24 protein-coding genes and 1 tRNA gene are annotated in these 26,105 nt (G+C 60.1%); 12 read left to right on the plus strand and 13 right to left on the minus strand.

The window, feature by feature from the left end; translation table 11 throughout:
* The 3 genes from JWQ61_RS13545 to cysS all read right to left on the minus strand — a co-directional run.
* Positions 1–965, minus strand: a 965-nt coding sequence (locus JWQ61_RS13545) for an acetyl-CoA carboxylase carboxyltransferase subunit alpha (RefSeq protein ID WP_304360986.1), incomplete at its 3' end; no start/stop codon positions are given.
* A gap of 50 nt (positions 966–1,015) precedes the next feature.
* Positions 1,016–1,681, minus strand: a complete 666-nt coding sequence (locus tag JWQ61_RS13550) for a DNA-3-methyladenine glycosylase (RefSeq protein ID WP_014006319.1) — start codon at positions 1,679–1,681, stop codon at positions 1,016–1,018.
* Positions 1,682–1,685: 4 nt separating this feature from the next.
* Positions 1,686–3,107, minus strand: coding sequence for a cysteine--tRNA ligase (gene cysS, locus JWQ61_RS13555; protein WP_304360987.1), 1,422 nt, complete (start codon positions 3,105–3,107; stop codon positions 1,686–1,688).
* Positions 3,108–3,346: 239 nt separating this feature from the next.
* On the opposite strand from cysS, the gene JWQ61_RS13560 reads away from it, so the two are divergent.
* From JWQ61_RS13560 to JWQ61_RS13570, 3 genes are read left to right on the plus strand one after another with little or no spacing between them, the layout of a single operon-like run.
* A complete protein-coding gene (locus JWQ61_RS13560; protein WP_014006321.1) occupies positions 3,347–3,937 on the plus strand; it encodes a peptidylprolyl isomerase in 591 nt (196 codons plus the stop codon).
* Between the two features lie 47 nt (positions 3,938–3,984).
* The gene (locus tag JWQ61_RS13565) at positions 3,985–4,473 is read left to right on the plus strand and encodes a peptidylprolyl isomerase (protein ID WP_304360988.1); all 489 of its coding nucleotides are present in this window, start codon (positions 3,985–3,987) and stop codon (positions 4,471–4,473) included.
* Between the two features lie 15 nt (positions 4,474–4,488).
* Positions 4,489–5,280 carry a UDP-2,3-diacylglucosamine diphosphatase gene (locus JWQ61_RS13570; RefSeq protein WP_304360989.1) on the plus strand — a complete coding sequence of 264 codons (792 nt, stop codon included), beginning with the start codon at positions 4,489–4,491 and terminating at the stop codon, positions 5,278–5,280.
* A 15-nt stretch (positions 5,281–5,295) separates the two neighbouring features.
* Here JWQ61_RS13570 and JWQ61_RS13575 read toward each other — a convergent pair whose 3' ends face one another.
* From JWQ61_RS13575 to rnr, 4 genes are all read right to left on the minus strand, one after another.
* A complete protein-coding gene (locus JWQ61_RS13575; RefSeq protein WP_304360990.1) occupies positions 5,296–6,021 on the minus strand; it encodes a YceH family protein in 726 nt (241 codons plus the stop codon).
* Between the two features lie 24 nt (positions 6,022–6,045).
* Positions 6,046–6,795, minus strand: coding sequence for a serine O-acetyltransferase (gene cysE, locus JWQ61_RS13580; protein ID WP_304360991.1), 750 nt, complete (start codon positions 6,793–6,795; stop codon positions 6,046–6,048).
* 175 nt (positions 6,796–6,970) lie between these two features.
* Entirely contained in the window at positions 6,971–7,714 is a 744-nt protein-coding gene (gene rlmB / locus JWQ61_RS13585) for a 23S rRNA (guanosine(2251)-2'-O)-methyltransferase RlmB (RefSeq protein ID WP_061540435.1), read from the minus strand.
* A gap of 15 nt (positions 7,715–7,729) precedes the next feature.
* On the minus strand, positions 7,730–10,192 hold the full coding sequence (gene rnr, locus JWQ61_RS13590; RefSeq protein WP_304360992.1) for a ribonuclease R: 2,463 nt from the start codon (positions 10,190–10,192) through the stop codon (positions 7,730–7,732).
* 145 nt (positions 10,193–10,337) lie between these two features.
* Between rnr and JWQ61_RS13595 the strand changes: the two genes are divergently transcribed.
* A tRNA-Leu gene (locus JWQ61_RS13595) sits at positions 10,338–10,422 on the plus strand.
* A 253-nt stretch (positions 10,423–10,675) separates the two neighbouring features.
* Here the strand turns inward: JWQ61_RS13595 and JWQ61_RS13600 are convergent.
* Positions 10,676–11,308: a lytic polysaccharide monooxygenase gene (locus tag JWQ61_RS13600; RefSeq protein ID WP_304360993.1), complete on the minus strand. Its 633-nt coding sequence runs from the start codon at positions 11,306–11,308 to the stop codon at positions 10,676–10,678.
* Between the two features lie 216 nt (positions 11,309–11,524).
* On the opposite strand from JWQ61_RS13600, the gene JWQ61_RS13605 reads away from it, so the two are divergent.
* Together JWQ61_RS13605 and JWQ61_RS13610 are read left to right on the plus strand one after the other, a co-directional pair.
* The gene (locus JWQ61_RS13605) at positions 11,525–12,817 is read left to right on the plus strand and encodes an MASE1 domain-containing protein (RefSeq protein WP_304360994.1); all 1,293 of its coding nucleotides are present in this window, start codon (positions 11,525–11,527) and stop codon (positions 12,815–12,817) included.
* Positions 12,814–13,614 carry a carboxylesterase gene (locus JWQ61_RS13610; protein ID WP_304360995.1) on the plus strand — a complete coding sequence of 267 codons (801 nt, stop codon included), beginning with the start codon at positions 12,814–12,816 and terminating at the stop codon, positions 13,612–13,614. Before JWQ61_RS13605 ends, JWQ61_RS13610 begins: the two co-directional genes overlap by 4 nt.
* A gap of 34 nt (positions 13,615–13,648) precedes the next feature.
* Here JWQ61_RS13610 and JWQ61_RS13615 read toward each other — a convergent pair whose 3' ends face one another.
* Positions 13,649–15,913 carry a patatin-like phospholipase family protein gene (locus JWQ61_RS13615; protein WP_304360996.1) on the minus strand — a complete coding sequence of 755 codons (2,265 nt, stop codon included), beginning with the start codon at positions 15,911–15,913 and terminating at the stop codon, positions 13,649–13,651.
* Positions 15,914–16,186: 273 nt separating this feature from the next.
* Between JWQ61_RS13615 and JWQ61_RS13620 the strand changes: the two genes are divergently transcribed.
* Positions 16,187–17,323 (plus strand): metallophosphoesterase, encoded by a 1,137-nt coding sequence (locus JWQ61_RS13620; protein ID WP_304360997.1) that lies wholly within the window; start codon positions 16,187–16,189, stop codon positions 17,321–17,323.
* Here JWQ61_RS13620 and arfB read toward each other — a convergent pair.
* Both arfB and JWQ61_RS13630 read right to left on the minus strand, forming a co-directional pair.
* Positions 17,320–17,733, minus strand: a complete 414-nt coding sequence (gene arfB / locus JWQ61_RS13625; RefSeq protein WP_120237736.1) for an alternative ribosome rescue aminoacyl-tRNA hydrolase ArfB — start codon at positions 17,731–17,733, stop codon at positions 17,320–17,322. The two genes, JWQ61_RS13620 and arfB, sit on opposite strands and share 4 nt — an antisense overlap.
* An 81-nt stretch (positions 17,734–17,814) precedes the next feature.
* Complete coding sequence (locus JWQ61_RS13630) at positions 17,815–18,579, minus strand: glutathione S-transferase family protein (RefSeq protein ID WP_304360998.1); 765 nt, start codon at positions 18,577–18,579, stop codon at positions 17,815–17,817.
* A 98-nt stretch (positions 18,580–18,677) separates the two neighbouring features.
* Between JWQ61_RS13630 and JWQ61_RS13635 the strand changes: the two genes are divergently transcribed.
* Entirely contained in the window at positions 18,678–19,337 is a 660-nt protein-coding gene (locus JWQ61_RS13635) for a YceI family protein (RefSeq protein WP_304360999.1), read from the plus strand.
* 39 nt (positions 19,338–19,376) lie between these two features.
* On the opposite strand, the gene JWQ61_RS13640 is transcribed toward JWQ61_RS13635, so the two are convergent.
* Positions 19,377–20,432: a porin gene (locus JWQ61_RS13640; RefSeq protein WP_304361000.1), complete on the minus strand. Its 1,056-nt coding sequence runs from the start codon at positions 20,430–20,432 to the stop codon at positions 19,377–19,379.
* Positions 20,433–20,605: 173 nt separating this feature from the next.
* A complete protein-coding gene (locus JWQ61_RS13645) occupies positions 20,606–21,766 on the minus strand; it encodes a C45 family peptidase (protein WP_304361001.1) in 1,161 nt (386 codons plus the stop codon).
* Between the two features lie 206 nt (positions 21,767–21,972).
* On the opposite strand from JWQ61_RS13645, the gene JWQ61_RS13650 reads away from it, so the two are divergent.
* The 4 genes from JWQ61_RS13650 (at position 21,973) to JWQ61_RS13665 (ending at position 25,947) form a co-directional block, all read left to right on the plus strand.
* Entirely contained in the window at positions 21,973–22,860 is an 888-nt protein-coding gene (locus JWQ61_RS13650) for a GntR family transcriptional regulator (RefSeq protein WP_304361002.1), read from the plus strand.
* A gap of 140 nt (positions 22,861–23,000) precedes the next feature.
* On the plus strand, positions 23,001–24,038 hold the full coding sequence (locus tag JWQ61_RS13655) for a LacI family DNA-binding transcriptional regulator (protein WP_304361003.1): 1,038 nt from the start codon (positions 23,001–23,003) through the stop codon (positions 24,036–24,038).
* 152 nt (positions 24,039–24,190) lie between these two features.
* Entirely contained in the window at positions 24,191–25,000 is an 810-nt protein-coding gene (locus JWQ61_RS13660; RefSeq protein WP_304361004.1) for a sugar phosphate isomerase/epimerase, read from the plus strand.
* The gene (locus JWQ61_RS13665) at positions 24,997–25,947 is read left to right on the plus strand and encodes a sugar kinase (protein WP_304361005.1); all 951 of its coding nucleotides are present in this window, start codon (positions 24,997–24,999) and stop codon (positions 25,945–25,947) included. The genes JWQ61_RS13660 and JWQ61_RS13665 overlap by 4 nt, the downstream gene beginning before the upstream one ends.
* Positions 25,948–26,105 lie beyond the last annotated feature (158 nt).

The raw sequence follows: 26,105 nt of genomic DNA on the forward strand, positions 1-26,105 counted from the left end.
GCCAGCACTTCCTTGAATTTACCGTAGCTCATCAGTTTTTCATGGCGTGCATTCAGCAGGTCCTTGGTCTTGACGCCCTGGAACTGGCGCAAGGTATCGGCCAGCGCGCGCTTGAGCAAGGAAGCCATCTGCTTCGGATCGCGATGGGCGCCGCCCAGCGGTTCGCTGACGATCTTGTCGATCAGGCCGACGGCTTTCAGGCGATGCGCGGTCAGGCCCAGCGCATCGGCAGCATCGGCTGCGCGCTCGGCGGTTTTCCACAGGATCGACGCACAGCCTTCAGGCGAGATCACCGAATAAGTCGCGTACTGCAGCATCAGGACCGCGTCGCCGACCGCAATCGCCAGCGCGCCGCCGGAGCCGCCTTCACCGATGATGGTAGCGATCAGCGGCACTTTCAGTTCAGCCATCGCGTACAGGTTGTGGCCGATGGCTTCCGACTGGCCGCGCTCTTCGGCATCGATGCCGGGGAAAGCGCCAGGCGTATCGACAAAGGTGAAAATCGGCAGGCCGAATTTTTCCGCGACTTTCATCAGGCGCAAAGCCTTGCGATAACCTTCCGGCTTGGGCATGCCGAAATTGCGCAAGGCGCGCTCCTTGGTGTCGCGCCCTTTCTGATGGCCGATCACCATGCAAGCCTGGCCGTTGAAACGCGCCAGGCCGCCGACTATCGACTGGTCGTCGGCATAGGTGCGGTCGCCGTGCAGCTCATGGAAATCGGTGAAGATTTCATTCACGTAGTCCATGGTGTAAGGACGCTGCGGATGCCGCGAAATCTGGGAAACTTGCCAAGGCGTCAATTTTGCGTAGATATCCTTGGTCAATTGCTGGCTTTTTTTCGACAAGCGATCGATTTCTTCAGAAATGTCCACCGCCGAATCGTCCTGGACGAAACGCAGCTCTTCGATCTTGGCATCTAATTCGGCGATCGGTTGCTCGAAGCCGAGAAATGTTGTTTTACTCATATTGTTCCCTTGTTTAAACCATCATTACCGAATAAGTTGCTAATAAGTTATTACTCAGTAATGACTTGATATTCTGCAGACGTCGCATCCAGGCTACGCCATAGATACCAGGTCGCCACAGTACGCCATGGCTCCCAATTGGCCGACACTTCGCGCGCATCGCTGCGCGAAACCGGCTCTCCTGAAAAATAATTGACACTAATGCCTTTAAGCAATCCTAAATCATCCAAAGGCAAAATATTGGGCCGGAGCAAATTAAATATCAAAAACATCTCCGCTGTCCAGCGTCCGATGCCGCGGATCTGGGTCAGGTCCGCGATGACATCCTCGTCGTCCATCTCCATCCACTGCTCGGCATTGACCCGTTTTGCCTTGAAATGGTCGGCCAGGTCAAGAATATAGTCCGCTTTACGCTTAGACAAGCCGCAAGCCGCAAGTTGCTCCGGGCCCGCTTTCAATACCTGGGCCGGAGTCGTCTTGGGACAGACTAACAGAAATTTTTGCCACGCAGATTCCGCCGCCTTGACTGAAACCTGCTGGCCGACCACCGAACGCGCCAGCGTGGTAAACGCCTCGCCGCGGCCAACCAGGTGCAGGTCGCCGAATTGCGGGATCAGCTTACGCATGATTCGGTCACGCTTCATCAACTCGGCCTTGGCGTCTTCCCAATACGAAGGCACAAAAAACCTGGAGTCGACAGCTATCGCTTTTTGCATACGTTTAGGCCCTTCGCCATTCGGTTTGACCGCCGGGCTTATCTTCCAGCAAGATGCCTTCGGCCAGCAGTTCCTTGCGAATCAGGTCTGCGGCAGAAAAATCCTTGGCTATTTTTGCCGCTTGACGAGCTTGAATTTTGAGTAGGATATCTTGCTCTGACAAAGCCGCTTGCGCAATGCCATTTCCGACAACTTCACCGCCGGCGAGTGCGCGGCCTTTCAAAAAATCTTCAGGGGAACGCTGCAGGAAACCCAGTACCCCGGCCAAACCTTTCAGCTGGCGCGCCGCTGCCTGCGAACGATTCTTGTTGACTTCGTTGGCCAGGTCGAACAAGGCGGAGATCGCCATCGGCGTATTAAAATCGTCGTCCATGGCTTGCGCCACGCGCGCGGCGTGGGCTTCGCTCCAGTCCAGCGGCAACGTGTCGGCCATTACTTCTTTCAGGGCTGTATACAAGCGGGTCAGCGCCTGCTTGGCGTCGTCCAGGTTGCTGTCGGCATAATTCAGCGGGCTGCGGTAGTGCGCGCGCAGGATAAAGAAGCGCACCACTTCCGCATCGTATTTTTTCAGGACCTCGCGAATCGTGAAAAAATTTCCCAAGGACTTGGACATCTTCTCGTCGTCGATACGCACAAAGCCGTTATGCATCCAGTAATTGACGAACTGGTGGCCGTGCGCGCCTTCCGACTGGGCGATTTCATTTTCGTGATGCGGGAACTGCAAATCCTGGCCGCCGCCGTGGATGTCGAACTGCTCGCCCAGCAACTGCTCAGCCATGGCGGAGCATTCGATATGCCAGCCCGGGCGGCCCTGGCCCCAGCGCGAAGTCCATTTGACCTCTTCCGGCTCGCTGTCCTTGGCCGCTTTCCACAAAACAAAATCGAGCGGATCGCGCTTGCCCAGGTTGACGTCGACCCGCTCGCCGGCGCGCAGGTCGTCGAGCGACTTGCCCGACAATTTGCCGTAACCGGCAAAATCGCGCACCGAATAATTGACATCGCCGTCGCTGCCCTGGTATGCCAGCCCTTTATGTTCGAGCTTTTCGATCAAGGCCAGCATCTGCGGCACGAACGCCGTCGCGCGCGGCTCGTGATCCGGCTTTTGCACGCCGAGCGCTGCCGCATCCTCGTCCATGGCCTGGATGAAACGGCCGGTCAGCTGCGAGATGGTCTCGCCGTTTTCCACGGCGCGCTTGATGATCTTGTCGTCGATGTCAGTGATGTTGCGCACGTAGGTGACGTCCAGGCCCGACTGGCGCAGCCAGCGTTGCACCATATCGAACACCACCATCACTCGTCCGTGACCAAGATGGCAATAGTCGTAAACCGTCATGCCGCAGACATAAATGCGGACCTTGCCTGGTTCGATTGGAGAAAACGGCTGCTTCTCACGCGCCAGCGTGTTATATATTTTCAAGTCGCTCATGGGAAATTACTGCCTACGGACAGAAATAAGGCACAGAATTAAAGTACAGCAATAAGGCAGAAAAATATTGCACGCCGTTTTACCCATTCGCGCACTTGCGGTGCGGACATCAGTACAACTGAATCGCCAAAACTCTTTTGCAGTGCTTAGTTTGATAAAATGTTGCTTTTCGCCGCAGTATATCATTACTGAAAAGCGAAAATACACCACAAACGCTACTACCCACATGAAGGATTTTTATGCCAGCATCTCTTAGCCTGTCCCGCCGCGCGTTCACCCTGGCATTGACCTCTGCATTGACGGCTGCCTGTTTGCTGGGCAACCCTTCGATTGCCAGCGCTGCCGACAAGCCCCACGTCCTGCTGAAAACCAATATGGGCGACATCGTCATCGAGCTGAATCCGGAAAAAGCGCCGAAGACAGTCAAGAATTTCCTGGGCTATGTAAACAGCGGCCACTATAACGGCACCATCTTCCATCGCGTCATAGAGAATTTCATGATCCAGGGCGGCGGCATGACCAAGGACATGGTAGAGAAGCCGGCGCCGAACAAGGTGGAGAACGAAGCCAAGAACGGCCTCAAGAACGTGCCTTACAGCGTCGCCATGGCGCGCACCGCGGATCCGCAATCGGCCGGCGCACAATTCTTCATCAATACCACCAACAACGAATTCCTCAACTATCCTGGCCGCGACGGCTGGGGCTACGCGGTATTCGGCCAGGTCATCAAGGGCATGGACGTGGTCGACAAGATCAAGAAAGTAAAGACCGCCTACCAGGACGTGCCGACCACCCCGGTTATCATCCAATCGGCTACAGTAACCAAATAAATACCGTTTTTGTCCTTCCAATTTTCAACCATCTGATAGGAAACACCATGGCAGTCCTCCTCACTACCAACCACGGCACGATCAAGATCGAACTCGAAACAGAAAAAGCGCCAAAGAGCGTGGAAAACTTCCTGGCCTATGTCAATGCCGGCCATTACAACGGCACGATTTTCCACCGCGTGATCCCTGGCTTCATGGTGCAAGGCGGCGGTTTTGAGCCTGGCATGAAACAAAAGCCGACCAACGATCCGGTCGAAAACGAAGCCAAGAACGGCCTCAAGAACAAGCCTTACACACTGGCGATGGCCCGTACTTCGGCGCCGCATTCGGCATCCGCGCAGTTTTTCATCAACGTCAAGGACAACAGTTTCCTCGACTACCCAGGCCAGGACGGCTGGGGTTATTGCGTCTTCGGCAAAGTCGTTGAAGGCCAGGACATCGTCGACAAGATCGAGGGCGTGAAAACCGGCCGTTCCGGCATGTTTGCCGATGTGCCGGTAGATGACGTCGTCATCGAAAAAGCTGAAGTCGTTTAATCCAGGCTCCTTCTTATGACAGCCTCAGTCTCGAACCAGTCCGGCGCACCAGTTGCGCTATTCATCTCCGACCTGCATTTGCAGGCAGCGCACCCGCGCACCACCCGGGCCTTCCTGGATTTCCTGCAGGAACAGGCAAAGCGGGCGCAGCAACTGTATCTGCTGGGAGACTTGTTCGAGTACTGGGCTGGCGACGATGACCTGGAAACGCCGTACAACCGCGAAATTGCCGAAGCGATCCGGCAGGTCAGCGATAGCGGCGTGCAGGTTTTCTGGATTGCCGGCAATCGCGACTTCCTGGTTGGCGACGGCTTCGCGCAAGCAGCCGGCCTGACCATGCTGCCCGACCCTTCAGTGATCACGGTAGGCAACCGGCGCCTGGCGATTGCCCATGGCGATGCGCAATGCACCGACGACCTGGCCTACATGGAATTTCGCGCGCAAGTGCGGCAACCGCAATGGCAGGCGCAATTCCTTGCGCTGCCGCTGGCGCAGCGCAAGGCGATCATCGCCGGCGTGCGCAAGGAAAGCCAGGAAGAGCAGCGCCACAAAACGATGGAAATCATGGATGTCAATCCGGCGGCGATCGATGCCTTGTTCGACAGCACCGCCACCGCCACCCTGATCCACGGCCACACGCATCGGCCCGCGCGCCACCTCTCAGGCGCCGGCGAGACTGCCCGCACCCGCTACGTATTGCCGGACTGGGAGTATGACGTCAAGGCGCAGCGAGGCGGCTGGATTGCGATTGATGCGGATGGCGTGATCGGGCGTTTTGGCTACGATGGCCAGCAACTGGCCGATTGATCTAATCCAACTGCGCTAATCAAACTGCCGCTTGAATTCGGCAAACTGCGCCGATAAATCATCCATTTGCCGCCGCAAGCCGGCAACTTCTTCTTCAAGCTGGGCGATCCGGTCCTGGCTGCCGCTTTTCACCACCGATGCACTGCCCGATATCGCATCCGCTATCGCCTGCTGCTCCAGTATTTCCTCGCCCGCCAGCAGATGCGCATAACGCGATTCCTTGGTGCCGGGCGCTTTCGCCAGGCGCGCTACCAGCGGCGGATATTTGTCGACCAGGAACTGCAAAGCCGTTTCGACTTCGCCCACCGAGGCAAACTCATGCAGCCTGCCGCTGCGGCTGCGCAATTCGCCCGCGGTCTGGATCCCGCGCAGCATCAAGGTCGTCAATACCGCCAGCTTGTCTTGCTCCAGCAGCCATTTGACCCGCATCCGGTGTTCGTACTTGGCAACCCGGGCGCCGGCCTGGTTGACTTCGACCACCAGCTTGCGCTGCATCAGGCGCTGCAGGATGTCCAGCACGGTCGATTCGGCGATAGCCATCACAGGATCGCGGCTGGAGAGCTGGTTGCAGCCATTGGTCAGGGTATTCAGGGACAACGGATAGTTATCCGGCGTCAGCGCTTCTTTTTCGGCGAGGACCGCCAGCACGCGGATTTCAAACTGGTCCAGAAATGCATCGGCGCTGCTGGAACCAACGGCCGGTTCGTCGCTGGCCGGGATACTGCTCACTTCTTGATTCATTGCTTGCTCTCCTGGCGCGCCATCCTATTCGACCAGTTTATTCAGCTGGTCCGGGTCAAATTTCTCTAGCTCGGGCAAGCCCTCGCAGGCGATGCCGGATTTCTTCAGCAAGGCGATGATGCGTTCTATCTGGTTTTCCTGCGCGGCGGCGTTGTCGATCAAGCCATGCAAGGCCTTGGACAATGGATCGTCGCCGTTGGGCGTAACGCCGTAGGCGGCAAACATGCGGGCCGCGGCCTCATCCTTGCCGCTGAAGTTTTCCTTGAGGACGATGCGCGCAGGATTGCCCACCGCGGTCGCTCCCGGCGGCACTTCCTTGACCACCACTGCGTTGGAACCAACCTTGGCGCCCTCGCCCACCGTGAAGCCGCCCAACACCTTGGCGCCGGCGCCGATGATGGCGCCGCGCGCCAGGGTCGGATGGCGCTTGGCGCCCTTGTTCAGCGAAGTGCCGCCGAGGGTGACGCCCTGGTAAATCGTGCAGTCGTCGCCGACTTCGGCGGTTTCGCCGATCACCACGCCAAAACCGTGGTCGATGAATACCCGCCGGCCTATGGTGGCGCCGGGATGGATCTCAATTCCGGTAAAGGTGCGGGCAACCTGCGAAATGAAACGTCCCGGCCACTTGAAGCCGTTGTGCCAGCAATGATGCGCCCAGCGATGCAGGATGATGGCGTGCAGGCCGGGATAACAGGTCAGCACTTCCCACTGGGTGCGTGCGGCGGGATCGCGCGCCATGATGTTGGCAATGTCTTCACGAATGCGGCTGAACATAAGGGTGTCGGATGAATGCGGAGGCGTAATGTTATTCCAAATCGCGCCTGCCGTCTTTTGCTGCGAAAGTCCGGGAAACCGGTGAACCGGTTTCAGGCCGGACTGGGAATATCCAAATCGCCGCCGCACAGGATAAACCGGCGGCGCGACTCAGAATGGGTAAGGCAGATTGGAATCAACAACCCTTGACCATGCGCTGGCGGCGGGCTTCGTACAGGCAGACGCCGGACGCCACCGACACATTCAGGCTCTCGACCGAACCGAACATCGGCACATTGACCAGCACATCGCAGGTTTCACGCGTCAGGCGGCGCATGCCCTCGCCTTCGGAGCCCATGACCAGGGCTGCCGGGCCGGAAAAGTCCGCTTCGTACAACCCTTTTTCGCCGTCTTCGCTAGTGCCGATCAGCCAGATTTCACGTTCCTTCAACTCGCGCAAGGTGCGCGCCAGGTTAGTCACGGTAATGTAAGGCACGGTTTCGGCAGCGCCGCTGGCGACCTTGGCGGCGGTGGCGTTCAAGCCTACCGCACGGTCTTTCGGTGCAATCACGGCATGGGCGCCGGCGCCGTCAGCCACCCGCAGGCAAGCGCCCAGGTTGTGCGGATCGGTAATGCCGTCCAGCACCAGCAGCAGCGGCGGACCGACGATGGCATCGAGCAGCTCATCCAGGTTGCGCGCCAGCGACAGCTCGCCGGCTTTCGCCACCACGCCCTGGTGGCGGCGGGTGCCGACGATATTCGACAAGCGTGCGTCATCCACCGGGATCACGCGCACGCCAACCGCCTTGGCGGCATTCAACAGTTCCTGCATGCGGCGGTCGACGCGGCCGGCATCCACATAAATCTCTTCCACCGACGATGCTTCATGACGCAAACGCGCGGTGACGGCGTGAAAGCCGAAAATCATTTTACTTTTCATATTCTCAGAATCTATCTATCTTTTACGCTTGCTGGATTTCGTGAAGGCTTTCGGCGCCCGCGTCTTTTCTGCGACGCTGACGGTCTTGGCCTTCTTGGTCTTGCTTGGAGCAGTGGTCTTGGCGGCAGTCGTGACTCTGCTGCCGCCGGTCTTTTTCGGCGGCGCGGCCTTGCCGCCGGCCTTCGGTTTGGCGCCCCGGCCTTGTTCATTGTCGGCGCGCCGCGCTTCATTCTTGAGCACGGTCTTGATGCCTGGCTCATTGACCAGGCGCAGGTCGATCTTGCGAGCATCCAGGTCAACCCGGCTCACCTGCACCGTTACCCGGTCGGTCAGCTGGTAACGGATGCCGGTGCGTTCGCCGCGCAATTCGTGACGCGCTTCGTCGTACTGGAAATAATCCGCGCCCAGCTCGGTGACATGCACCAGGCCTTCGATATACAAAGCGTCGAGCTGGACAAAAATGCCGAACGTGGCGACGCCGGAAATCACGCCGGTGAACTCTTCGCCCAGCTTGTCGCGGATGAAATAGCACTTGAGCCATGCTTCGACATCACGCGAGGCTTCGTCGGCGCGCCGCTCATTGGCCGAGCAGTGGACCCCCAGCGCTTCCCATACCGCCAGGCTGCCCTCGTTCCTCTTCTTGCCCGCCGCCTTGTCTTCCGCCTGCTTCTTGCGGCCGGCCGGCGACAGCATGGTGTTCAGAGAACTGGTGTCGAAACCCTTGGGTTCGTAACGCTTGCCTTGCAGGATCGCCTTGATGGTGCGGTGGGTCAGCAGATCGGGATAGCGCCGGATCGGGCTGGTGAAATGCGCATACGATTCATACGACAAACCGAAGTGGCCGATGTTTTCCGGGCTGTAGACCGCCTGCTGCATGGAGCGCAGCAGCATGGTCTGCAGCAGCAAGGCGTCCGGCCGCGCCTTGATCTTTGGCATCAGGGCGGCATAGTCGGAGGCGGCCGGCGTATCGCCGCCGGCCAGCGTCAGGCCGACCTGCTTGAGGAAGGTGCGCAGCACCGCCAGCTTTTCCTTGGTCGGATGCGCATGAATACGGAACAGGCCGGGATGCTTGTGGCGTTCCATCAGGTCGGCGGCGCAGACGTTGGCCGCCAGCATGCACTCTTCAATCACCTTGTGCGCATCGTTGCGGGTGCGCGGCAGGATTTTCTCGATCTTGCCGGCGGCGTTGCAGACGATGTAGGTTTCGGTGGTCTCGAAATCGATGGCGCCGCGCGCCTGGCGCGCTTGCAGCAAGGCGTGGAACACTTCATACAGATGCAGCAGGTGCGGCACCAGGCCGGGACGCTTGGCGGCTTCCGGGCCCTTGGTATTGCCCAGGATGGCCGCTACTTCAGTATACGTCAGGCGTGCCGCCGAATGGATCACCGCGGGATAGAACTGGTAAGCCTTGATCTCGCCCTTGGCGCTGATCACCGCATCGCATACCAGGGTCAGGCGGTCGACGTCCGGATTGAGCGAGCACAGGCCGTTGGAGAGCTTCTCCGGCAGCATCGGGATCACGCGGCGCGGGAAATACACCGAGGTGCTGCGCTCCAGCGCATCGACATCCAGAGCGTCGTTAGGCTTGACGTAATGGCTGACGTCGGCGATTGCCACGATCAGGCGGTAACCGTTGGCGCGGCCGATCTTGATCGGTTCGCAATACACGGCATCGTCGAAGTCACGCGCGTCTTCGCCGTCAATCGTCACCAGCGGCACGTCGCGCAGGTCGACGCGGTCGCCGAGGTCGGCCGCGCGCACTTCGCCCGGCAGCTTGGCGGCCAGTTTCTTGGCGGCTTCGGAAAATTCGTGCGGCACGCCATATTTACGTACAGCAATTTCGATTTCCATGCCCGGGTCGTCGATATCGCCCAGGATTTCGACAATCTTGCCGACCGGCTGGGTATAACGCGAAGGCTGCTCGGTGAGCTGGACGCTCACTACCTGCCCGGCCTTGGCCTTGCCCGGCGATCCCGCCAGGATGATGTCCTGGCCGATGCGCTTGTCTTCGGGGGCGATCACCCAGACCCCGTTTTCATTGAGCAAACGGCCGATCACATGGGTATTTGCCCGCGACACTACCTCGACAATCGTCCCTTCCGGACGGCCGCGGCGGTCGGTGCCGATGATGCGCGCCTGCACCCGGTCGCCATGCAGCACTTTCTGCATTTCCTTTTCAGGCAGGAAAACGTCATCGCCGCCCTCGTCCGATATCAGGAAGCCGAAACCGTCGCGGTGACTGCTGACGCGGCCTTCGATAAAACCGGGGGAATTGGTCAGCTTGTAGACGCCGCTGCGGTCGGGCTTGATCTGGCCGTCGCGCTCCATGGCATTCAGGCGGCGCGTCAAACCGTCCATTTCATCGGGTTTGACATTAAGCGCGGCTGCTAGAGCGGCGGCGTTTTGCGCCTCGGAAGAGGTGCGCAGAAGGCCGAGAATTTCCTCCCGGCTGGGGATAGTGTAGGAATATTGGCTCAAAAGGCTATTTTCAACAGGTTGTTATTCATCAATGGTTAGTGTAACGGAGGATTGTGACATTCTCCTAACCAAGCAATTTATATCTACATATCGTTATGACTAGGTTGACTTATTTGTACATTAGCTTATAATCTCGCTCTCTCAAGCCCACGTGGCGGAATTGGTAGACGCGCATGGTTCAGGTCCATGTGCCGCAAGGTGTGGGGGTTCGAGTCCCTCCGTGGGCACCATATACCACAGACCAGGCCTTTGTATGCAGATACGAAGGCCTGGCTCTCCGCAAAATTCCCAGTATTTCACCGAGCTGATCCGGGATACGTAGTGGATATCAGCATTCGCCGGGCATCGCGGCGCGCCATGTGCGCAAACACGATGCATATTATCAGCAAATCGCATTAGTCCAGGCGCGGCAAATCCCGAGCAGCTTTCGGCTCGCCCAATCCTGATCCGGTTGAAACGGGCGGCAATGCCGCCCTCTGTTTACTAGAATGGACTGATCATCACTTTCTGCGGGTTCACCACGGCTGCGGCCGGGAGCTCGGCATCGATTACCTGGTAGAAGGCGTTGCCGGTATCGGCGATATTCCAGGTGCTCAGGATCACGTGATAGCCGCTGCGGCCGGCCGGAATCGTGCAGCTATGCTTCGCATGGGTATTGCTGACTGGCGCGAAACCACCCTTGATGATGCAGAACGGCTGCAAGTCGAACGAAGCGCGGCTCAATTTCTGGTTCGGGTTCCAGCCTTGCTTGGTGATGTAATAGCGCCAGTCCTGCGTCATGTGGCCGGCGGTAAAGTACCAGGTGAAATCGTTCTGCCCCGCTTTCAAGGCCACTTTTTTCCATCGCACGGCGGTCTGGGCATTCAGCTCCGCAAACTGCGCCAGCCCGGCGGCCGCAATCGTGCCGTCGGCCGGCCCTGCTACCGGGAATCCCTTCGGCCCCTCAACGCTTTGCGGTTCGTATTGCACCGCGCCGCATGCAGTATTCTCCTGGGTCTTGCACATGAACGCGCGCGATTTTGGCGCATCGATGTAGCCGTGCGCCTGCGCCAGCAGCGGCGCCGCCAGCGCCAGCAATAATGTGATCCTGGACGGACAAGACAATGCTTTTTTCATTGGACCTCCGGAAAGTGAGAATTGAAGTAAGGGGAACGGCTGCCGCCGATCGATTCTCTGGCCAAGCCCCACTGCTGCGTAACTGTCAACATTGACAGTCGCATGACCAACCTTTCCTGCAGCCAAATTCTTTCCAGATTCACCATATAATGAGCGACATCTTGCCCGCCGCATTTTTCAGGCCGCAAGAACATCAACGCCATAAGGACATCCACCTTGAAACTGACCAACCAAACTGTCATAGCATTGCTGTGGGGCTTGCTCTACCTGGTCACCGGCTACATGTCGCATCAGCTCAACGGCCCGATTGCGACCACCGGCTATATCTGGCTGCCAGCCGGCGTCACTGTCGCCGCATTCATGCTGACCAGGACCTCGCGCTGGCTGCCTTTGGTGATCGGCTTCGTACTGGCGCAGCTGCTGCTGGGCGTTATCGAAGAACGCAACCTGCTGCGCGTGGCGCTGTTCGCCCTGGACGAAATCGGCATCGCCGCGATCGTGGTGGCGCTGGTGCGCAAAGCGCAGCTGCCGATGGAAGGTTTGTATTTCGTGCGCGGCCTGCTGATCGCCGCCGTCGCCTGCAGCGCGGTCAGCGCCGCCATCGGCGCGGCCTGGTTCACGCTGGTGCAGCACGTGCCGTTCTGGCCGACGGCACGCATCTGGGCCGCATCCGACCTGGTCGGCATCCTGATCGTCACGCCGGTGCTGGCCGGCTGGTCGCGTTTCCACGCCATGCGCTCGGGCGGCATGGACCGCAGCGATTTCCTGCTGGGCCTGGCGGCGTTCCTGGCCCTGGGGGTGACTGCTTTTGTGATTTTCGACGGCAACAGCATCAGCAAGTTTTCGGCCGGCGTCAATTTTGCGCTGACCTACATACCTCTGTTTTTCGCCGCCGTGGTCACCTTGCTGTGGGGCGGCCGCGGCGGCTCGCTGGCGGTTGCCATGCTGGCCTTTTTCGCCTTGCTCAACACGGTGCAGGGCGAAGGACCGTTTGCCGCTTTTTCCGACACCTTTTCCAGGCATTCGCTGCTGGAAGCGCAGCTTTACCTTGCCGTCGCCGCCCTGCTCTGCCTGCTGATCAGCGCCCTCAAGACTACCCGCGAGCAATTGCACGAAGACGCCGCGCAATGGAAAAGCGACGTCGAACTGGCGCTGACCGTCAGCCGGCAACTGGTCTACAGCATCGATCCGCACAGCAAAAAACTGTGCTGGAACGGCGACCTGCAAGGATTGCTGGGCGTAAGCAACGCCGCTTTCAGCGATCTCGAGCAGGTGCTGGCGCATGTCCATCCCGACGACCGCCAGCCATTGCGCAGCCGCTGGCTGGACGACAGCGACGATGACGCCCGCCCCGATTTCGGTTTCCGCCTGCTGCTGCCGGCCGGAGAAGTCAGCCATGTCAGCGACATGAGCGCAGTGCTGCTGGACGCCGACGAATCGGTCGCCATGGTGGCCGGCGCCTGGCGCCTCAATCTCAAGGAGGATGCGGCGCAACGGAGCCGGATATGAGCGTTCGCACCGGCGCCCTGCTGATTCATGGCCTGGGCGGCACCCAATTCGATCTCGGCTCGATGCACAAAGTGCTGCAGCGCGCCGGCGTGGAAACCCACGCCGTCACCCTGCCCGGCCACGGCGGGCAGCCGGAAGACCTGGTGCCGGTCAGCTACGAGGACTGGCTCGATGCGGTCACCGCCAGCTATCAGGAGCTGGCGCCGCAATACGACACTTTCCACGTGATGGGCATGTGCCTGGGTTCGCTGCTGGCGCTGGCGCTGTGCGAACGGGTGCAGCACAGCAAAGGCAAGCTGGTGACGCTGGCGCCGCCGGTGTTCATCGACGGCTGGTCGACGCCCTGGTATCGCCAGCTGCGGCACCTGGTGTATTGCATTCCCGGCGTCGCAAGCAGGATGAAAGTCGAGGAAGACGAGCCGTTCGGCATCAAGAACGCCACGGTGCGCGCCATCGTCAAGGCCAAGTTCGCGCGCGGCGACAATTTCCACTATCGCTGGGTGCCGCTGGCTTGCATCCGCCAGGTCGACCGCCTGCGCAAGAAGGTGCTGGCCGGGGCCCACAGGATTGCCTGCCCTACCCTGGTGGTGCATGCGCGCGAAGATGAACTGACCAGCCTGAAGTCGGCCGAATTCTTAGAGGCGACGTTGCCCGACGTACGCGTGGTGGTGCTGGAAAACAGCTACCACATGATTTGCGTCGACAATGACCGCGAACAGGTCACCAACAGCGTGCTGGAGTTTTTCGGCTATCCGCCGGCGCCGGCGCGGCGGATGCGCGGCGCCGACAAGGCCTGATACAAGACCGGACACACGTCGTGCCGCGGCAATCCTAGAATACCCGCCCCAACTGCAGATACAGGTTCCAGACGCCGCGCGGTGCGATCGCGGCGCCAAAATACAGTGGGCCGAGGAAGCTGCTGCCGCCCAAAAATACACTCGCGCTTTTTTTGTAAGATCCGGTGCCGAAGGCTTCGCGCGTCTGCCAGATGTCGCCCATTTCCAGGCTGCTGCCGAGCACGGTATTGCGCAGTCCCGGCAGGTTCAGTTCGGGCATGTCCCGCAGGTAAGTCAGCCGGCCATATAGCAGGTAGTTGCCGTTAAACTGGTCGGGCGCATAGGCCGACAGGTGCTGAAACCCTCCCAACGAAAACCCCAGGCCGCCGTTGCCGGTGGCGTCGTTCGTCTCGTTGCCATAGGTGCCGGCAGCCTCCAGCGCCAGGTTCACTGTATTGCGGCCGCGGCTGCCCGCCCACAGCGCCTTGCCCTGGGCATCGCTATAACTGTTCGCCGCGCCGCCAAGGCCGATATTGCTGACCGCGGACAGGTAATAACCTTTGCGCGGGAACAGCGGATCGTCGAGTTGATCGATGGTGAGCTGAGCACGGACTACCGGCTGGTTTATCCGGAATTTATCGAAAATGGTGTCGACGCCGATCAGGTTCGCAAATTCGGTCGGCAAATTATAAGCAGGAGCTGCAGTCAGCCATTGGTAATTCACGCCGGCGCGAAACTCTCCCAGCCGACCGATCGGGATGCCGAGGTCAACGCCGACCCTGGTGGTATCGACCCGGTACGCAGTCACCGGCACAGTTTTTGAGGTCACCGCGCCTTCGTCCGCATAAAGGTCGATGTGCCGGCGTCCGTATTCGGCATAAGGCGCTACGTACAGCCCCACGGTATTCCATATCGGCTGCCGCAATTCGGTATGCAAGCTCGCCTGTTTGCTGCCCAGCACGACATCGTTGCGCCACTCCAGGCCACTCTCGGTAAGCCACGGCAGGCGGTGGCCGATCTGCAGGTTGAAATCGCCGCGGCCGTCGAAATTGTTCGATACGCCGAGGCCGAACAGCAGGAAATGCGGACCCCAGGATTTGTCGTCGGCCTCCACCTTCAGCACATTGCGGCCGTTCTCCGTCACCAGCTCCTGCGTCACGCTTTTGAAGTCGCCGTTGGTCGCCAGCCGCGCCACATCCTTGTTCAGCGCAACCGGGTTATAGAAATCGCCTTCCTTGACATCCAGCGCGCGGCGCACCACGGCCGCCGGCACCCGGCCGTTGCTGCGGATTTCGATCGCATCTATATGGGTATCCTGGGCCAGCACCGGACCGCCGCCGCTGCGCGCCGCCAGATATTCCTTCCATTGCTGCGGCGGCAGCGCCAGCGCGGCCAGTTTGGCGCTCTGGCGTTCGGCGGCATCGTAACCGGCCTTGACGCCATCCTTGCCGCGCGAAAAATCGGCAAACGACAGGTCGCCGAGATTCGGCTCGATCAGCACATCCTGCTTCTTCAGCGTATCTATTTCATGCTTGACGTTCTGCTGGATCAGGATGGTCACCATCTGTTGCGCTACTGCGGTCGGCGATTCGAGGGTAGAAGGATCTTGCAGGTCGGTGGCTATATTGACCGCGATGATGATGTCGGCGCCCATGCTGCGCGCCAGCGATACCGGCAAATTGCGCACCAGGCCGCCATCCACCAGGGTGCGGCCATCCAGCTTGAGCGGCGCGAACAGACCCGGCACCGCCATGCTGGCGCGGATCGCGCGCGGCAGCGAGCCCTGGCTCAGCACTACCTCGGCGCCGCTGCCGAGATCGGTGGCGACGGCGCGGAATGGCGTCGGCAGCTTGTCGAAGGAAATATTGGCCGGCAGCTGCGGGGTCCAGTTCTGCAGCAGCGCCAGCAGGTTATTGCCTTGCACCAGCCCGGCCGGCAGTTTCAGCTTGCCGTCGCCGTAGCCGGCCGACAGGCCGATAGGATATTGATAATCGTCCTCGCGCTGCGATTGCGGCAAGTCTGCCCGCTCGTTGCGGTCAAAAGCGATATCACTCAGGTTGGTCCCGGTCAGGATGCGGTCCAGTTCATCGACCGACAGCCCGCTCGCATACAGGCCGCCGACCACCGCGCCCATGCTGGTGGCGGCAACATAGTCGATAGGGATGTGCATTTTCTCCAGCGCCTGCAACACGCCCAGGTGGGCATACCCGCGGGCGCCGCCGCCGGACAGCACCAGGCCGATGCGCGGCCGGGCCGGGCTTGCTGCGCTATCGGCGGCGGCCGGCGCCGCCGATGCAGGCCCCACCAGCCCAGACAGCATCCCGGCTAGACAGACACTGCAAAACAGACGAGAAATGAGGCGATTTCGCTTCGAAAGAGGCATAACTTGCGGAAAAACACCAGATATCGGTGATTGTTAGAGAATGAATGCCCGATTATATTTGAATAAGGCTGCTGTTTCCGCAATACATCTCCTGCTTTATATAAACAGGCGCCTATTGAAGCCGCCAGCCGCGCCCTAATATGGGCACAAAGCACACCCGTAAGACGGTTCGTTGCGCCCCCTCCATTCATTCTTCTCACAGGTTCCCCCATGCCCTCGCGCTTTGCCATCGTGCTTGTTCTGTTCTTGCTGGGCGCGCTGCATGCGCTGATCGGCTGGCTCCTGGTGCCGGCGTTATCGGCCGTCCCGTTCTTGCCGGCTGTGCTGGGCGCCTGGCTGCTGCTGTCGTTTTTGCTGATTCCCGGCGGCATGCTGGCCCGCGGAATCCAGAGCCAGCCCTTGTCGGACCGGCTGGCCTGGGCCGGCATGCTCGCCATGGGGATCTTTTCATCGCTGCTGCTGGCAACCCTGCTGCGCGAACTGGCCTTGTGGCTGGCGCCCGTATTCAAGCTGGACCATGATCAATTCGCATTCTGGAGCGCGGTGGCCGTGTTGCTGCTGGCCGCGGTTTCCAGTCTTGTCGGTTTTTTCAACGCGCGCCGCCTGGCGGCGGTAGTCGATGTCGATGTCCCGATCAGCGGCTTGCCGGCCGCCTTGCACGGATACAGCATCGTGCAGATCAGCGACATCCATGTCGGCCCCACCATCAAGCACAATTACCTGGACGCCATCGTCAGCAAGGTCAACACCCTCAAGCCGGATCTGATCGCGGTCACCGGCGACCTGGTCGACGGCAGCGTGCAGGAACTGGCCGCGCACACGGCGCCGCTGGCCAGGCTGCGCTCTCGCCACGGCGCTTATTTCGTCACCGGCAACCATGAGTATTATTCGAACGCGCCGGAATGGGTGGCAGAAGTGCGCCGGCTTGGCTTGACCGTGCTCATGAACCAGCATGTCGTCATCAACCACCAGGGAGCATCGCTGCTGGTGGCGGGCGTCACCGACTATAGCGCCCATCATTTTGACGAAGCCGAGCGCAGCGACCCGCATGCGGCGCTGGCCGGCAGTCCGCCGCATGTAGCGGTAAAACTGCTGCTGGCGCATCAGCCGCGTTCGGCGACGGCGGCAGCCGACGCCGGCTTCGACCTGCAACTGTCCGGCCATACCCATGGCGGCCAGTTCTTCCCTTGGAATCTGTTCGTGCCTTTGCAGCAGCCATACACGGCCGGCTTGAACCGCATGCGCAACCTGTGGGTATACACCAGCCGCGGCACCGGCTATTGGGGACCGCCGAAGCGGCTGTTCGCACCATCTGAAATTACCCGCCTGCGACTGGTGCAAGCCTAGAGAACGACCTTGCCGCGCATGGCCTTGTCCTTGCCGCGCCGGGTCTTGCTGTCGACCCGCTTCAACTGCGAGCTGCGGCTGGGCGCAGTCGGCCGCCGCTTCTTGGGAATCACGGTCACGCTCAGCAACAATTCCTGCAAGCGCAACAGGGCTTCGCTCTTGTTCTTTTCCTGGCTGCGCGACTGCTGCGCCTTGAGGACCAGCACACCGTCCTTGGTGATGCGCTGGTCGTTCAGGGCCAGCAGCTTTTCCTGGTAAAACTCCGGCAGCGACGAGGCGCGGATGTCGAACCGCAGGTGTATCGCCGATGAAACCTTGTTGACATTCTGGCCGCCCGGGCCTTGGGCGCGGACGGCGCTTATCTCGATCTCACTGAGCGGAATCGCGAGTGAATCGGTGATATACAGCAGCTTGTCGTCGTTACGCGTAAACATGCGCAATATTATGGCATGCTGCGTGTCATGCCGCGTGGCAAGCTACGCGCTTCGATATCACTTTGACGGCGCGCTGCGCAGATCTTCCAGGAACATTCCCGCCGCCTTGGCTTCGGCTTCATGGGCCGGTTCGCGCCAGGTTTCCGCCAGGGCATCCGTGTGCCATTGCCGCATGGCCGGCAAATCGAGCAAACGCGCCGCATAAGCTTGCGCTGCAGGGCCCAGCTTGAGGCCGTAGGTCTGGATCCGGAAAGCCACCGGCGCAAAGAAGGCATCGACGGCGCTGAAATTCACCCCAGCCAGGAAAGGTCCGCCAAACCGTTGCAGGCCTTCGCTCCACAATTCATCCAGCCGAGCAATATCGGATTTAAGCGATGCCGGCAGCTGCTCGATGCGCACCCGGATGCCGCAATTCATCGTGCAGTGTTCACGCAAGGCGCCGAAACCTGAATGCATCTCGGCGGCGGCGCAACGCGCCCAGCTCCTGGCTTGCGGATCGCTGGGCCAGACACCCTCATGGCGCTCGGCCAGGTATTCCGTGATCCCCAGCGAATCCCAGACAACTGTGCCGCCATCGTTCAGCGCCGGCACTTTGCCGGTCGGTGAAAAAGTGCGGAACGCGTCCCAGTTGGAGCCAGGGGCTCCGTCGGCAAACGGCACCACATGTTCCTTGAACGCCAAACCAAGCTCGCGCATCAGCACCCATGGACGCAACGACCAGGACGAATAGTTTTTATTGGCGATATACAGCTCATACATGATGTCTGGCGCTCCAGTGTAAGTTGTGATGGTGAAAACCTGGTTGAATGCGTGGGATGCCACTGCGTCGTCGCGTTTCTGCCGCAATGGCAGAGTGGCATTTTATATGTTTCCGGGCAAAAATACCCACGAAGCTGTAGCGTAACGATATCGACTGATGCATGATGCCTGTTGCAACCGACAATTTACCCAAGACCATGACGCCGCCCACCTCCAAGCCACGCGCAATCCTGCCGACCGCCAAGCTGCTACAGCTGTTGCGGATAGCGGCGCTGTTGCTGCCGGCGTTCGGCGCCGGCGTCTGCAGCGCCGCCGACCGCTACCTGATCGACCCCGAGCATACTTTTTCCTCTTTCGAGTACAGCCACTGGGGCTTGTCGATGCAGCGCAGCCGCTTCGACACCACTTCCGGCTCGATTGAAATCGACCAGGCCAGCCATGGCGGCAGCATCGACATCGAGATCGACGCGGCCTCTGTCAGCACCGGCAGCGACGGCTTCAACCAGGTCATGCGCTCCGGCGATTTCTTCGACGCCGCCAACTACCCGAAGATCAGTTTCAAGTCCTCCAGCCTGCATTTCGAGGAACAGCAGCTGACGCAAGTCGAAGGCGAGCTGACCATCAAGGGCATCGCGCATCCAGTAACGCTGGAGATCAGCAATTTCAATTGCCGCTTCATGCTCATTTACGGCAAACAGGCTTGCGGCGCCAACGGCTCCGCCAAGATCCTGCGCAGCGATTACAAGCTCGGACGCTACGTCCCCTTTGTCAGCGATGCGGTGACCTTGCATATCAGCGTCGAGGCGATCAAGGAATATTGAAGCGGCGCCGCCGGCAGCAGCCGGCGCGCCAGGCAAGCTTCAGAACTGATGAAGAATCCCCGCGATCATCCCGCTCTGGTTATTTCCAGGCACGATCTGGTTATCGATGCCATTGACGCCCATGTTCGATCCTCCCCGGTTGCGTGCGTAGGAAGCAAGCAGGTACAGGCTGCTGCGCTTGGACAAATCGTAAGTTCCCAGCAGAGCGAACGTAAGAGGATCGGCGGCGCTTCCCTTGGTGTCGGTATAGGCCGTCATGCCGGCCAGGGAAATGGCCGGCGTTGCCTGGTATTTCAATCCGCCCCAGTATAAATTGGAGGCGCCGGAAACATCCTCGACATCGGATTCCAGCCAGCGGTAACCAAGATAGGTCGTGAGTGGTCCGGCGCTATAGCTGAGGCCGGCGGCAAGGCGCTTCTCCACCTGGCTCCGGGAGGCGTACGATGTACCGTTGCGCTGATCGAAAACCACGCCGATCTCCAGTGCGCCAGGCGCATACCGCAAGCCGCCGCCCAGCTCGCGGCCGACGCCAGGCGCGCCCGCCATTTCACCGCCGTCTTTTATGGTGCTGTCATAACCGAAACTGTACAGTCCGGTCACCGTCACATCCCCGAATTTGCCGTTGTACTTGATGGAATTGTCGGCCCGCTCGGCAAATGCCGGATCATGGGTCAGCGTCGAATAAGACGCCATGCCGGTTGGATCAAAGGGATAGAGCAAATCAAATAAAACATTGTAATGGCGGCCCACCGTGACGCTGCCGGATTTTCCGGCCAAGCCTATATACGCACGGCGGCCGAACAGGCGACTGCCCTGGCCTGAAACGCCGGTGTCGGAGTCGAAACCGCTTTCCAGGTGGTAGACGGCTTGCAGGCCGCCGCCCAGGTCCTCGCTGCCTTCCAGGCCCCAGCGCGAACCCCACAGGTTGCCGGAATTGTGATGGATGCGCCGGCTGGCGTTGCCATTGGCGTCGGGCGCGTTGTTCACCATTTCGATGCCGCTGTCTATCACGCCGAAGATAGTGAGGCCGGTCTGCGCGCAGGCGCTGCCAGCCAGCAGCGCGGCTGTCGCCGCCATGCATGATTTTTTCTTCAATTGGAATTCCTCCTTGTCTGATCACCGTGTGTTCCTTTTTTTGAAAGCTGTCTCCCGCAGCAGTATTTTTTATGTCATGTCAGCTCCTTCCGATACTTGAAGACGCAGCAATTCCTCGCGGCAGCGATGTTTGACTTCCTTGGTTAAAACGAGACCGGGCCGGAGCCCTCTGGCTACAAGCGGTATTCGACGAAAGCGCCCGGCTGATAGGGTTTACGCGCTATCCACATGGTGCGGCTGGCGGCGTCGATCAGGGTCGTCGCGACTGTCGCGTAGTGCGCATCGACACCTTCGGCATCAGGTTTGCGCAAGACGCCGCCGGCGCCGGAAAAATCGTCCGCCAGCGCCCTTTTTACCGTTGCCCAATCGATTTTTCCCGGACCGTGATTGATGGATTGCAGCATCGCCGTCTCCACGGACCGCTGGCGATAGAGGGAATCCGGGTTGACGGCCAGCCCCTGTTCGCGCAGCTTGCTGCGCGCCACCGGGCATAACCAGTGATTGGCATGCACCAGCAGGCCGTGTTGCGGCGTCAGCCAGAAAATTTCGTCCGGCGCGCATTCCAAGTCGACCGCATCGCCAACGTGCTGGCCGTCGCCGCTGACGCCGGCCTGCGCCAGCATCAGGTTGTTGGAGCAGAAGCGCCGTGTCCGCCACAGCAGCTTCATGGCTGCGTTCATGCTCGGCGCTTCCAGCATCTTGCGCCGCACCAGCACTAGCGGCACATCGGCCAGCTGGCGGTAATCGCGATCCGAACTCAGAAAATTGCCGGTCAGGGACAGGCCGGCGCTGTTGAAGCCGTGCCGCGCCAGGCCGCCGGCTTCGGTAAAGATGAGCAGGTCCGGTTCCAGCGCATCGCCGCCGCGCCGGATGCGCAGGACGATGCCGGTATCCAGGCACTCTTCCCGCCAGTCCCAGTTGTGGGCATGCATCAAACGCCCGCTTTCCGCGTTTTCCGGCAACACCACCAGGTTAGTGCAGCCGTCGTCGAGCTCCTTGCATATCGCTGCCAGCTCGCCGTGGCCGAACAGCATTTCGGTCCGGCAGTTGATCAGGATGACATCCTCCAGCGGCACCCCGGCCCCGCGCGCAATGCCCTGCATTTCCTCCAGGTAGTCGGGATCGAAGCGCTTGATCGCCGGCAGCATGCCCAGCGCCAGGGCGCTCAGGCGTTCGGCGCAAACGTTTTGCCGCGCCAGCTGCCGGCGGTACAGGCGCGCACTGCGCACGATGCGTTCGGGCACTGCCGCACCATGCTGCCGGCCGCGCTGAAAAGGCGAACCGCAAACATCCACCTCCGGAAACGATTCGATCGCCGCTGCAATGCCATGCATACAAGTAGCCTCCGAAATTGCCTGATTGACAATCAATAGATAATTTCGGAGTATCTTGTATTAACTTTTTGATAAAATCAATTCAATGTTACCTTTTGAGAATTACCTTATCCGTTGCACGCGCTCACCCCGCTTGCCTTGCAGTTTACTCATATGATATTAATCATTTAACATTGAGCGAATGTAAACCTAACAGCGGCACCTGAATGAGCAAAACCACAAAACCTAGCCGCCCCAGCCCTTTGCAACTTGACTTGGCAAATCGCCTGATCCAGCAGATCACCACCGGCGAACTGCCCGCCGGCACCCATCTGACCGAAGAAGGCCTGGCCAGCCAGTTCGATGTCTCGCGGACCCCGGTCAAAGCTGCGTTGCGCCTGGTGGCGGAACAAGAGTTGCTGGACTATCACGTCAACAGCGGCTATTTCGTCAGCAGCAATGCGCGGCCTGAAAGCGCGGCGGAAATGGTGGTCGACGGCATCAGCGGCGACACCCTGTATCTGCGCCTGATCGACGACCGCGCCCGCAACCTGCTGCCCGACACCATGACGGAGACCGACTTCCTGGAGCGCTATGCGGTGCCGCGCAGCCTGTTGCGGGGAACGCTGGTGCGCATGGCGGCGGACGGCCTGATCGAGAAGCGCCGCGGCCAGGGCTGGAATTTCCCGCCGACCATAGGCGCGCCGGAGCTGATGAGCGAAAGCTACCAGTTCCGGATCATGGTGGAGTGCGGCGGACTGCTGGAAAGCAGTTTCCAGATAGACGCCGTCCAGCTGCAAAACAGCCGCCTGGCGCACGAAAAATTGCTGCAGCAGACACCCGGCGACTATTCAGCTGCGACGTTTTTCGCCCTCAACGCCGCCTTCCACGAAATGCTGGCGCGCTTCTCCAACAACCGCTTCGTGCTGCAGGCGGTGCAGCAGCAAAACCAGCTCAGGCGGCTAGGCGAACATATCGCATTCCACCGCGATCCGCGCCAGGTCGATTCGTGCAAGGAACACCTGCAAATCATCCAGGCGCTGGAAAACGACAACCGGGAATGGGCATCCGCCCTAATGCGGCACCATCTTGGCATCGCGCGCGATATTAAGTAATTGAAATGACGATGTATTTATGATCCCAAAAGATCGGCGCCGGATTGAATCAAATCAAAAGCCTCTGGTCAGGATAAAGCCAGGCATGGAATAATGCGCAAGCAACAAAATCCTGCCTCCAACATTTTTTGGCGCTGCCCATGCCTGACACCGATACACCCCGCACGCCCACAATCAACGATGTTGCGCGCGAAGCCAAGGTCGGGAAAACCAGTGTCTCGCGTTACCTGAACGGCGAGTTCGACAGCCTCTCCGACCCGCTCCGGCTGCGCATCCAGCAAGCCATCCGCAAGCTCGGTTTCCGCCCCAACCAGATGGCGCGCGGCCTCAAGCGCGGCCGTACGCGTATGGTCGGCATGGTGGTCGCCGACATCAGCAATCCCTATTCGGTCGAAGTGATGCGCGGCGTGGAGGCTGCCTGCCAAAAACAGGGCTTCATGCTGATGGTGTGCAACTCGGACAACCAGCTGGAACTGGAAAAGCGCTACCTGGACCTGCTGACCAATTATCGCGTGGAAGGTTTGGTGATCAATCCGATCGGCTTGCCGGAGGAAGACCTGGCCGCCATCAGCAGCACCGGCCTGCCGGTGGTCATCATCGACCGCCGCGCCGATCGCCTGCAATGCGACATGGTCGGACTCGACAATGCCCAGGCCGCGACCCTGGCGACCGAACACCTGATCGCCCAGGGCTTCCATGCGATTCACTTCCTGACCGAACCGATAGGCCAGATCAGCAGCCGCAGCGAACGCGAGCAGGCCATCCGCAAGGCGGTGAAGAGCGCCGGCAAACAATACCGCGCCATCACCGCCGAAGTCGACATCGCCGATGGCGCCGCCTTGCAGGCAGCGCTGCGGGCGGCATTGCAAAGCAAGCAGCGCAGCGTCATTTTCGCCGGCAACGGCCGCATGCTGCTCAATGCCGCGCTCGGCCTGCAAGGTTTAGGCGCGCGCTGGCCGGACGATGTCGGATTGCTGGGTTTTGACGATCCCAACTGGGCCGTGCTGGCCGGCAGCGGCATCACCGGCATTCGCCAGCCCACCTTCGATATCGGACATGCGGCGCTGGAATTCCTGGTGCAGCGCATAGCCGGCGCAAATAGCCCGCCGCGCATGCTGGCCTTCCCCGGGGAACTGAAAATACGCGGTTCCACCGCCGCGCTGAAAAGTGTAACGTAGGCTTGACTGCCGATTTTTTATAGATTACTTTGGAACCGGTTCCAAGAATCCACGTAGATCGCCTAATAGATTATTAGGCAATTTTTTAACTTTCTATGGAACCGGTTCCAACAATAAAAATATCAAAGTAAAGCATTGCTCAGGAGACAAATTTGCCCTCATCCATGGATATCGTCATCGTGGCCTCAGCCTACGGTGTCGACTTTGTACAAAAACACGGCCATGCCGCGCTGATTCCCCTGGCAGCCAGCGCCGGCGCCGACGGCCTCGAGATCCGGCGCGAGCTGTTCCTCTGCGCGGAAGAGGAAATCACGCCCGAACTCGCCGCCTTAAGGCAATTATTTGAGACACACGGATTGCGTGCCGTGTATTCGGCGCCGGAATCATTGTTCCGGCAAGACGGCAATCTCGACCTGCCCGCTCTGGCCTCGCGCCTGCGCGAAGCGGAAACGCTCGGCGCAACAACCCTCAAATTGCAAATGCATCACTACGCCGGACACGTCGATGCCGGACTCCTGCAGCAAGCGCTGGCCAATTCACCAGTGGCGCTGCTGCTGGAAAACGGCCAGCAGAAAACCGGCAGCCGGATTACCGAATTCCTCAATTTCTTTGCACTCTGCGAGGCCTGCTCGCCAGCCATTCAAGTGGCCATGACCTTCGACGTGGGAAACTGGAGCTGGGCCGGCGAGGACGCCGTCGACGCCGCTGCGGCACTGGCGCCGCACGTTCGATACATTCATTGCAAAGGGGTGCGCGGCGAAGGCGCACGCCGCTTTGCCGTGGCGCCCGAAGAAGGAAGCGTCGACTGGCGCGCCTGCCTGGCGAGGTTGCCGAACCATCTGCCGCGCGCAATCGAATACCCGCTGCCGGCAGACGCCGCAGCGCAGGCACAGCATGTGCAACGATTACGTATGGCGCAGGAACCGGTGCTTGCGGAAATACTTGCAGGAGCAGATGCATGACACAGCCGTTCAGCCTTGATGCAGTGACCTACGGCGAAGCCATGACCATGTTTGTCGCCGCCGAAACCGGCGACCTTGCCAACGCCAGGAGTTTTGTGAAACGGGCGGCGGGCGCCGAACTCAATGTCGCCACCGGCCTGGCGCGGCTGGGCTTCGGGGTCGGCTGGATGAGCCGGGTCGGCAACGATTCGTTTGGCCGCTTCGTGCTGGAGACCCTGGCCAATGAAGGCATCGACAGCGGCGCCGTGACGATCGATGAACGCTACCCCACCGGCTTCCAGCTGAAATCACGCAACGACGACGGCAGCGATCCGGAAATCGAATACTTCCGCAAAGGCTCTGCCGCCAGCCACCTGTCCATCGCCGATTACCGTCCGGAATATTTCAAGGCAGCCCGCCATCTGCACCTGTCCGGCGTTGCGCCGGCGATTTCTGCTTCTTCGCTGGAACTGGCTTTCCATATCGCCGGTGAAATGCGCGCTGCCGGCAAAAACATTACATTTGACCCCAACCTGCGGCCGACCTTATGGCGCTCGCGCGAAGTGATGGCCGACCGCCTCAACGCGCTGGCCGCCTATGCCGACTGGGTGCTGCCCGGCCTGGAGGAAGGCCGCATCCTGACCGGCCTGGCGACGCCGCGCGAGATCGCCGGCTTCTACCTGGCGCGCGGCGCCACCGGCGTCATCGTCAAACTGGGCAGCGCCGGCGCTTACCTGCGCACCGCGGAAGGTGAAGCCACCATCCCGGCGGCGCCGGTCGCCAACGTGGTCGACACCGTCGGCGCCGGCGACGGCTTTGCAGTCGGCGTCATCAGCGCCTTGCTGGAAGGACTTGGGCCCCAGGCAGCGGCCGAACGCGGCAACCGGATCGGCGCCATGGCGATCCAGGTCATCGGCGACAGCGAAGGATTGCCGACCAGAGAACAGCTGGATAAACAAAACCGCTGAAACAATACAGGCGGCACAGCCTGAGAATGCAGAAACGAATTTGGAAACCAAGGAGACACAACATGGAAACAAAAAAATTGGCAGTCCGGCGCTGGTGGTTCATCATGCCGATTGTTTTTATCACCTACAGCCTGGCTTATCTTGACCGCGCCAATTTC

It is taken from the genome of Collimonas fungivorans, from assembly GCF_028292705.1.
GTDB lineage: Bacteria > Pseudomonadota > Gammaproteobacteria > Burkholderiales > Burkholderiaceae_D > Collimonas > Collimonas fungivorans_B.

What these genes read in the sequence shown, in the direction of transcription:
- JWQ61_RS13575 (WP_304360990.1), bottom strand. Translation starts at nt 6,021, where the DNA reads ATGAATCAAGAAGTGAGCAGTATCCCGGCCAGCGACGAACCGGCCGTT.
- JWQ61_RS13635 (WP_304360999.1), top strand. Translation starts at nt 18,678, where the DNA reads ATGATGCCTGTTGCAACCGACAATTTACCCAAGACCATGACGCCGCCC.
- JWQ61_RS13615 (WP_304360996.1), bottom strand. Translation starts at nt 15,913, where the DNA reads ATGCTGTCTGGGCTGGTGGGGCCTGCATCGGCGGCGCCGGCCGCCGCC.
- JWQ61_RS13645 (WP_304361001.1), bottom strand. Translation starts at nt 21,766, where the DNA reads ATGCATGGCATTGCAGCGGCGATCGAATCGTTTCCGGAGGTGGATGTT.
- JWQ61_RS13620 (WP_304360997.1), top strand. Translation starts at nt 16,187, where the DNA reads ATGCCCTCGCGCTTTGCCATCGTGCTTGTTCTGTTCTTGCTGGGCGCG.
- JWQ61_RS13655 (WP_304361003.1), top strand. Translation starts at nt 23,001, where the DNA reads ATGCCTGACACCGATACACCCCGCACGCCCACAATCAACGATGTTGCG.
- cysE (WP_304360991.1), bottom strand. Translation starts at nt 6,795, where the DNA reads ATGTTCAGCCGCATTCGTGAAGACATTGCCAACATCATGGCGCGCGAT.
- JWQ61_RS13550 (WP_014006319.1), bottom strand. Translation starts at nt 1,681, where the DNA reads ATGCAAAAAGCGATAGCTGTCGACTCCAGGTTTTTTGTGCCTTCGTAT.
- JWQ61_RS13650 (WP_304361002.1), top strand. Translation starts at nt 21,973, where the DNA reads ATGAGCAAAACCACAAAACCTAGCCGCCCCAGCCCTTTGCAACTTGAC.
- cysS (WP_304360987.1), bottom strand. Translation starts at nt 3,107, where the DNA reads ATGAGCGACTTGAAAATATATAACACGCTGGCGCGTGAGAAGCAGCCG.
- JWQ61_RS13560 (WP_014006321.1), top strand. Translation starts at nt 3,347, where the DNA reads ATGCCAGCATCTCTTAGCCTGTCCCGCCGCGCGTTCACCCTGGCATTG.
- JWQ61_RS13565 (WP_304360988.1), top strand. Translation starts at nt 3,985, where the DNA reads ATGGCAGTCCTCCTCACTACCAACCACGGCACGATCAAGATCGAACTC.
- rlmB (WP_061540435.1), bottom strand. Translation starts at nt 7,714, where the DNA reads ATGAAAAGTAAAATGATTTTCGGCTTTCACGCCGTCACCGCGCGTTTG.
- JWQ61_RS13665 (WP_304361005.1), top strand. Translation starts at nt 24,997, where the DNA reads ATGACACAGCCGTTCAGCCTTGATGCAGTGACCTACGGCGAAGCCATG.
- JWQ61_RS13570 (WP_304360989.1), top strand. Translation starts at nt 4,489, where the DNA reads ATGACAGCCTCAGTCTCGAACCAGTCCGGCGCACCAGTTGCGCTATTC.
- JWQ61_RS13600 (WP_304360993.1), bottom strand. Translation starts at nt 11,308, where the DNA reads ATGAAAAAAGCATTGTCTTGTCCGTCCAGGATCACATTATTGCTGGCG.
- JWQ61_RS13610 (WP_304360995.1), top strand. Translation starts at nt 12,814, where the DNA reads ATGAGCGTTCGCACCGGCGCCCTGCTGATTCATGGCCTGGGCGGCACC.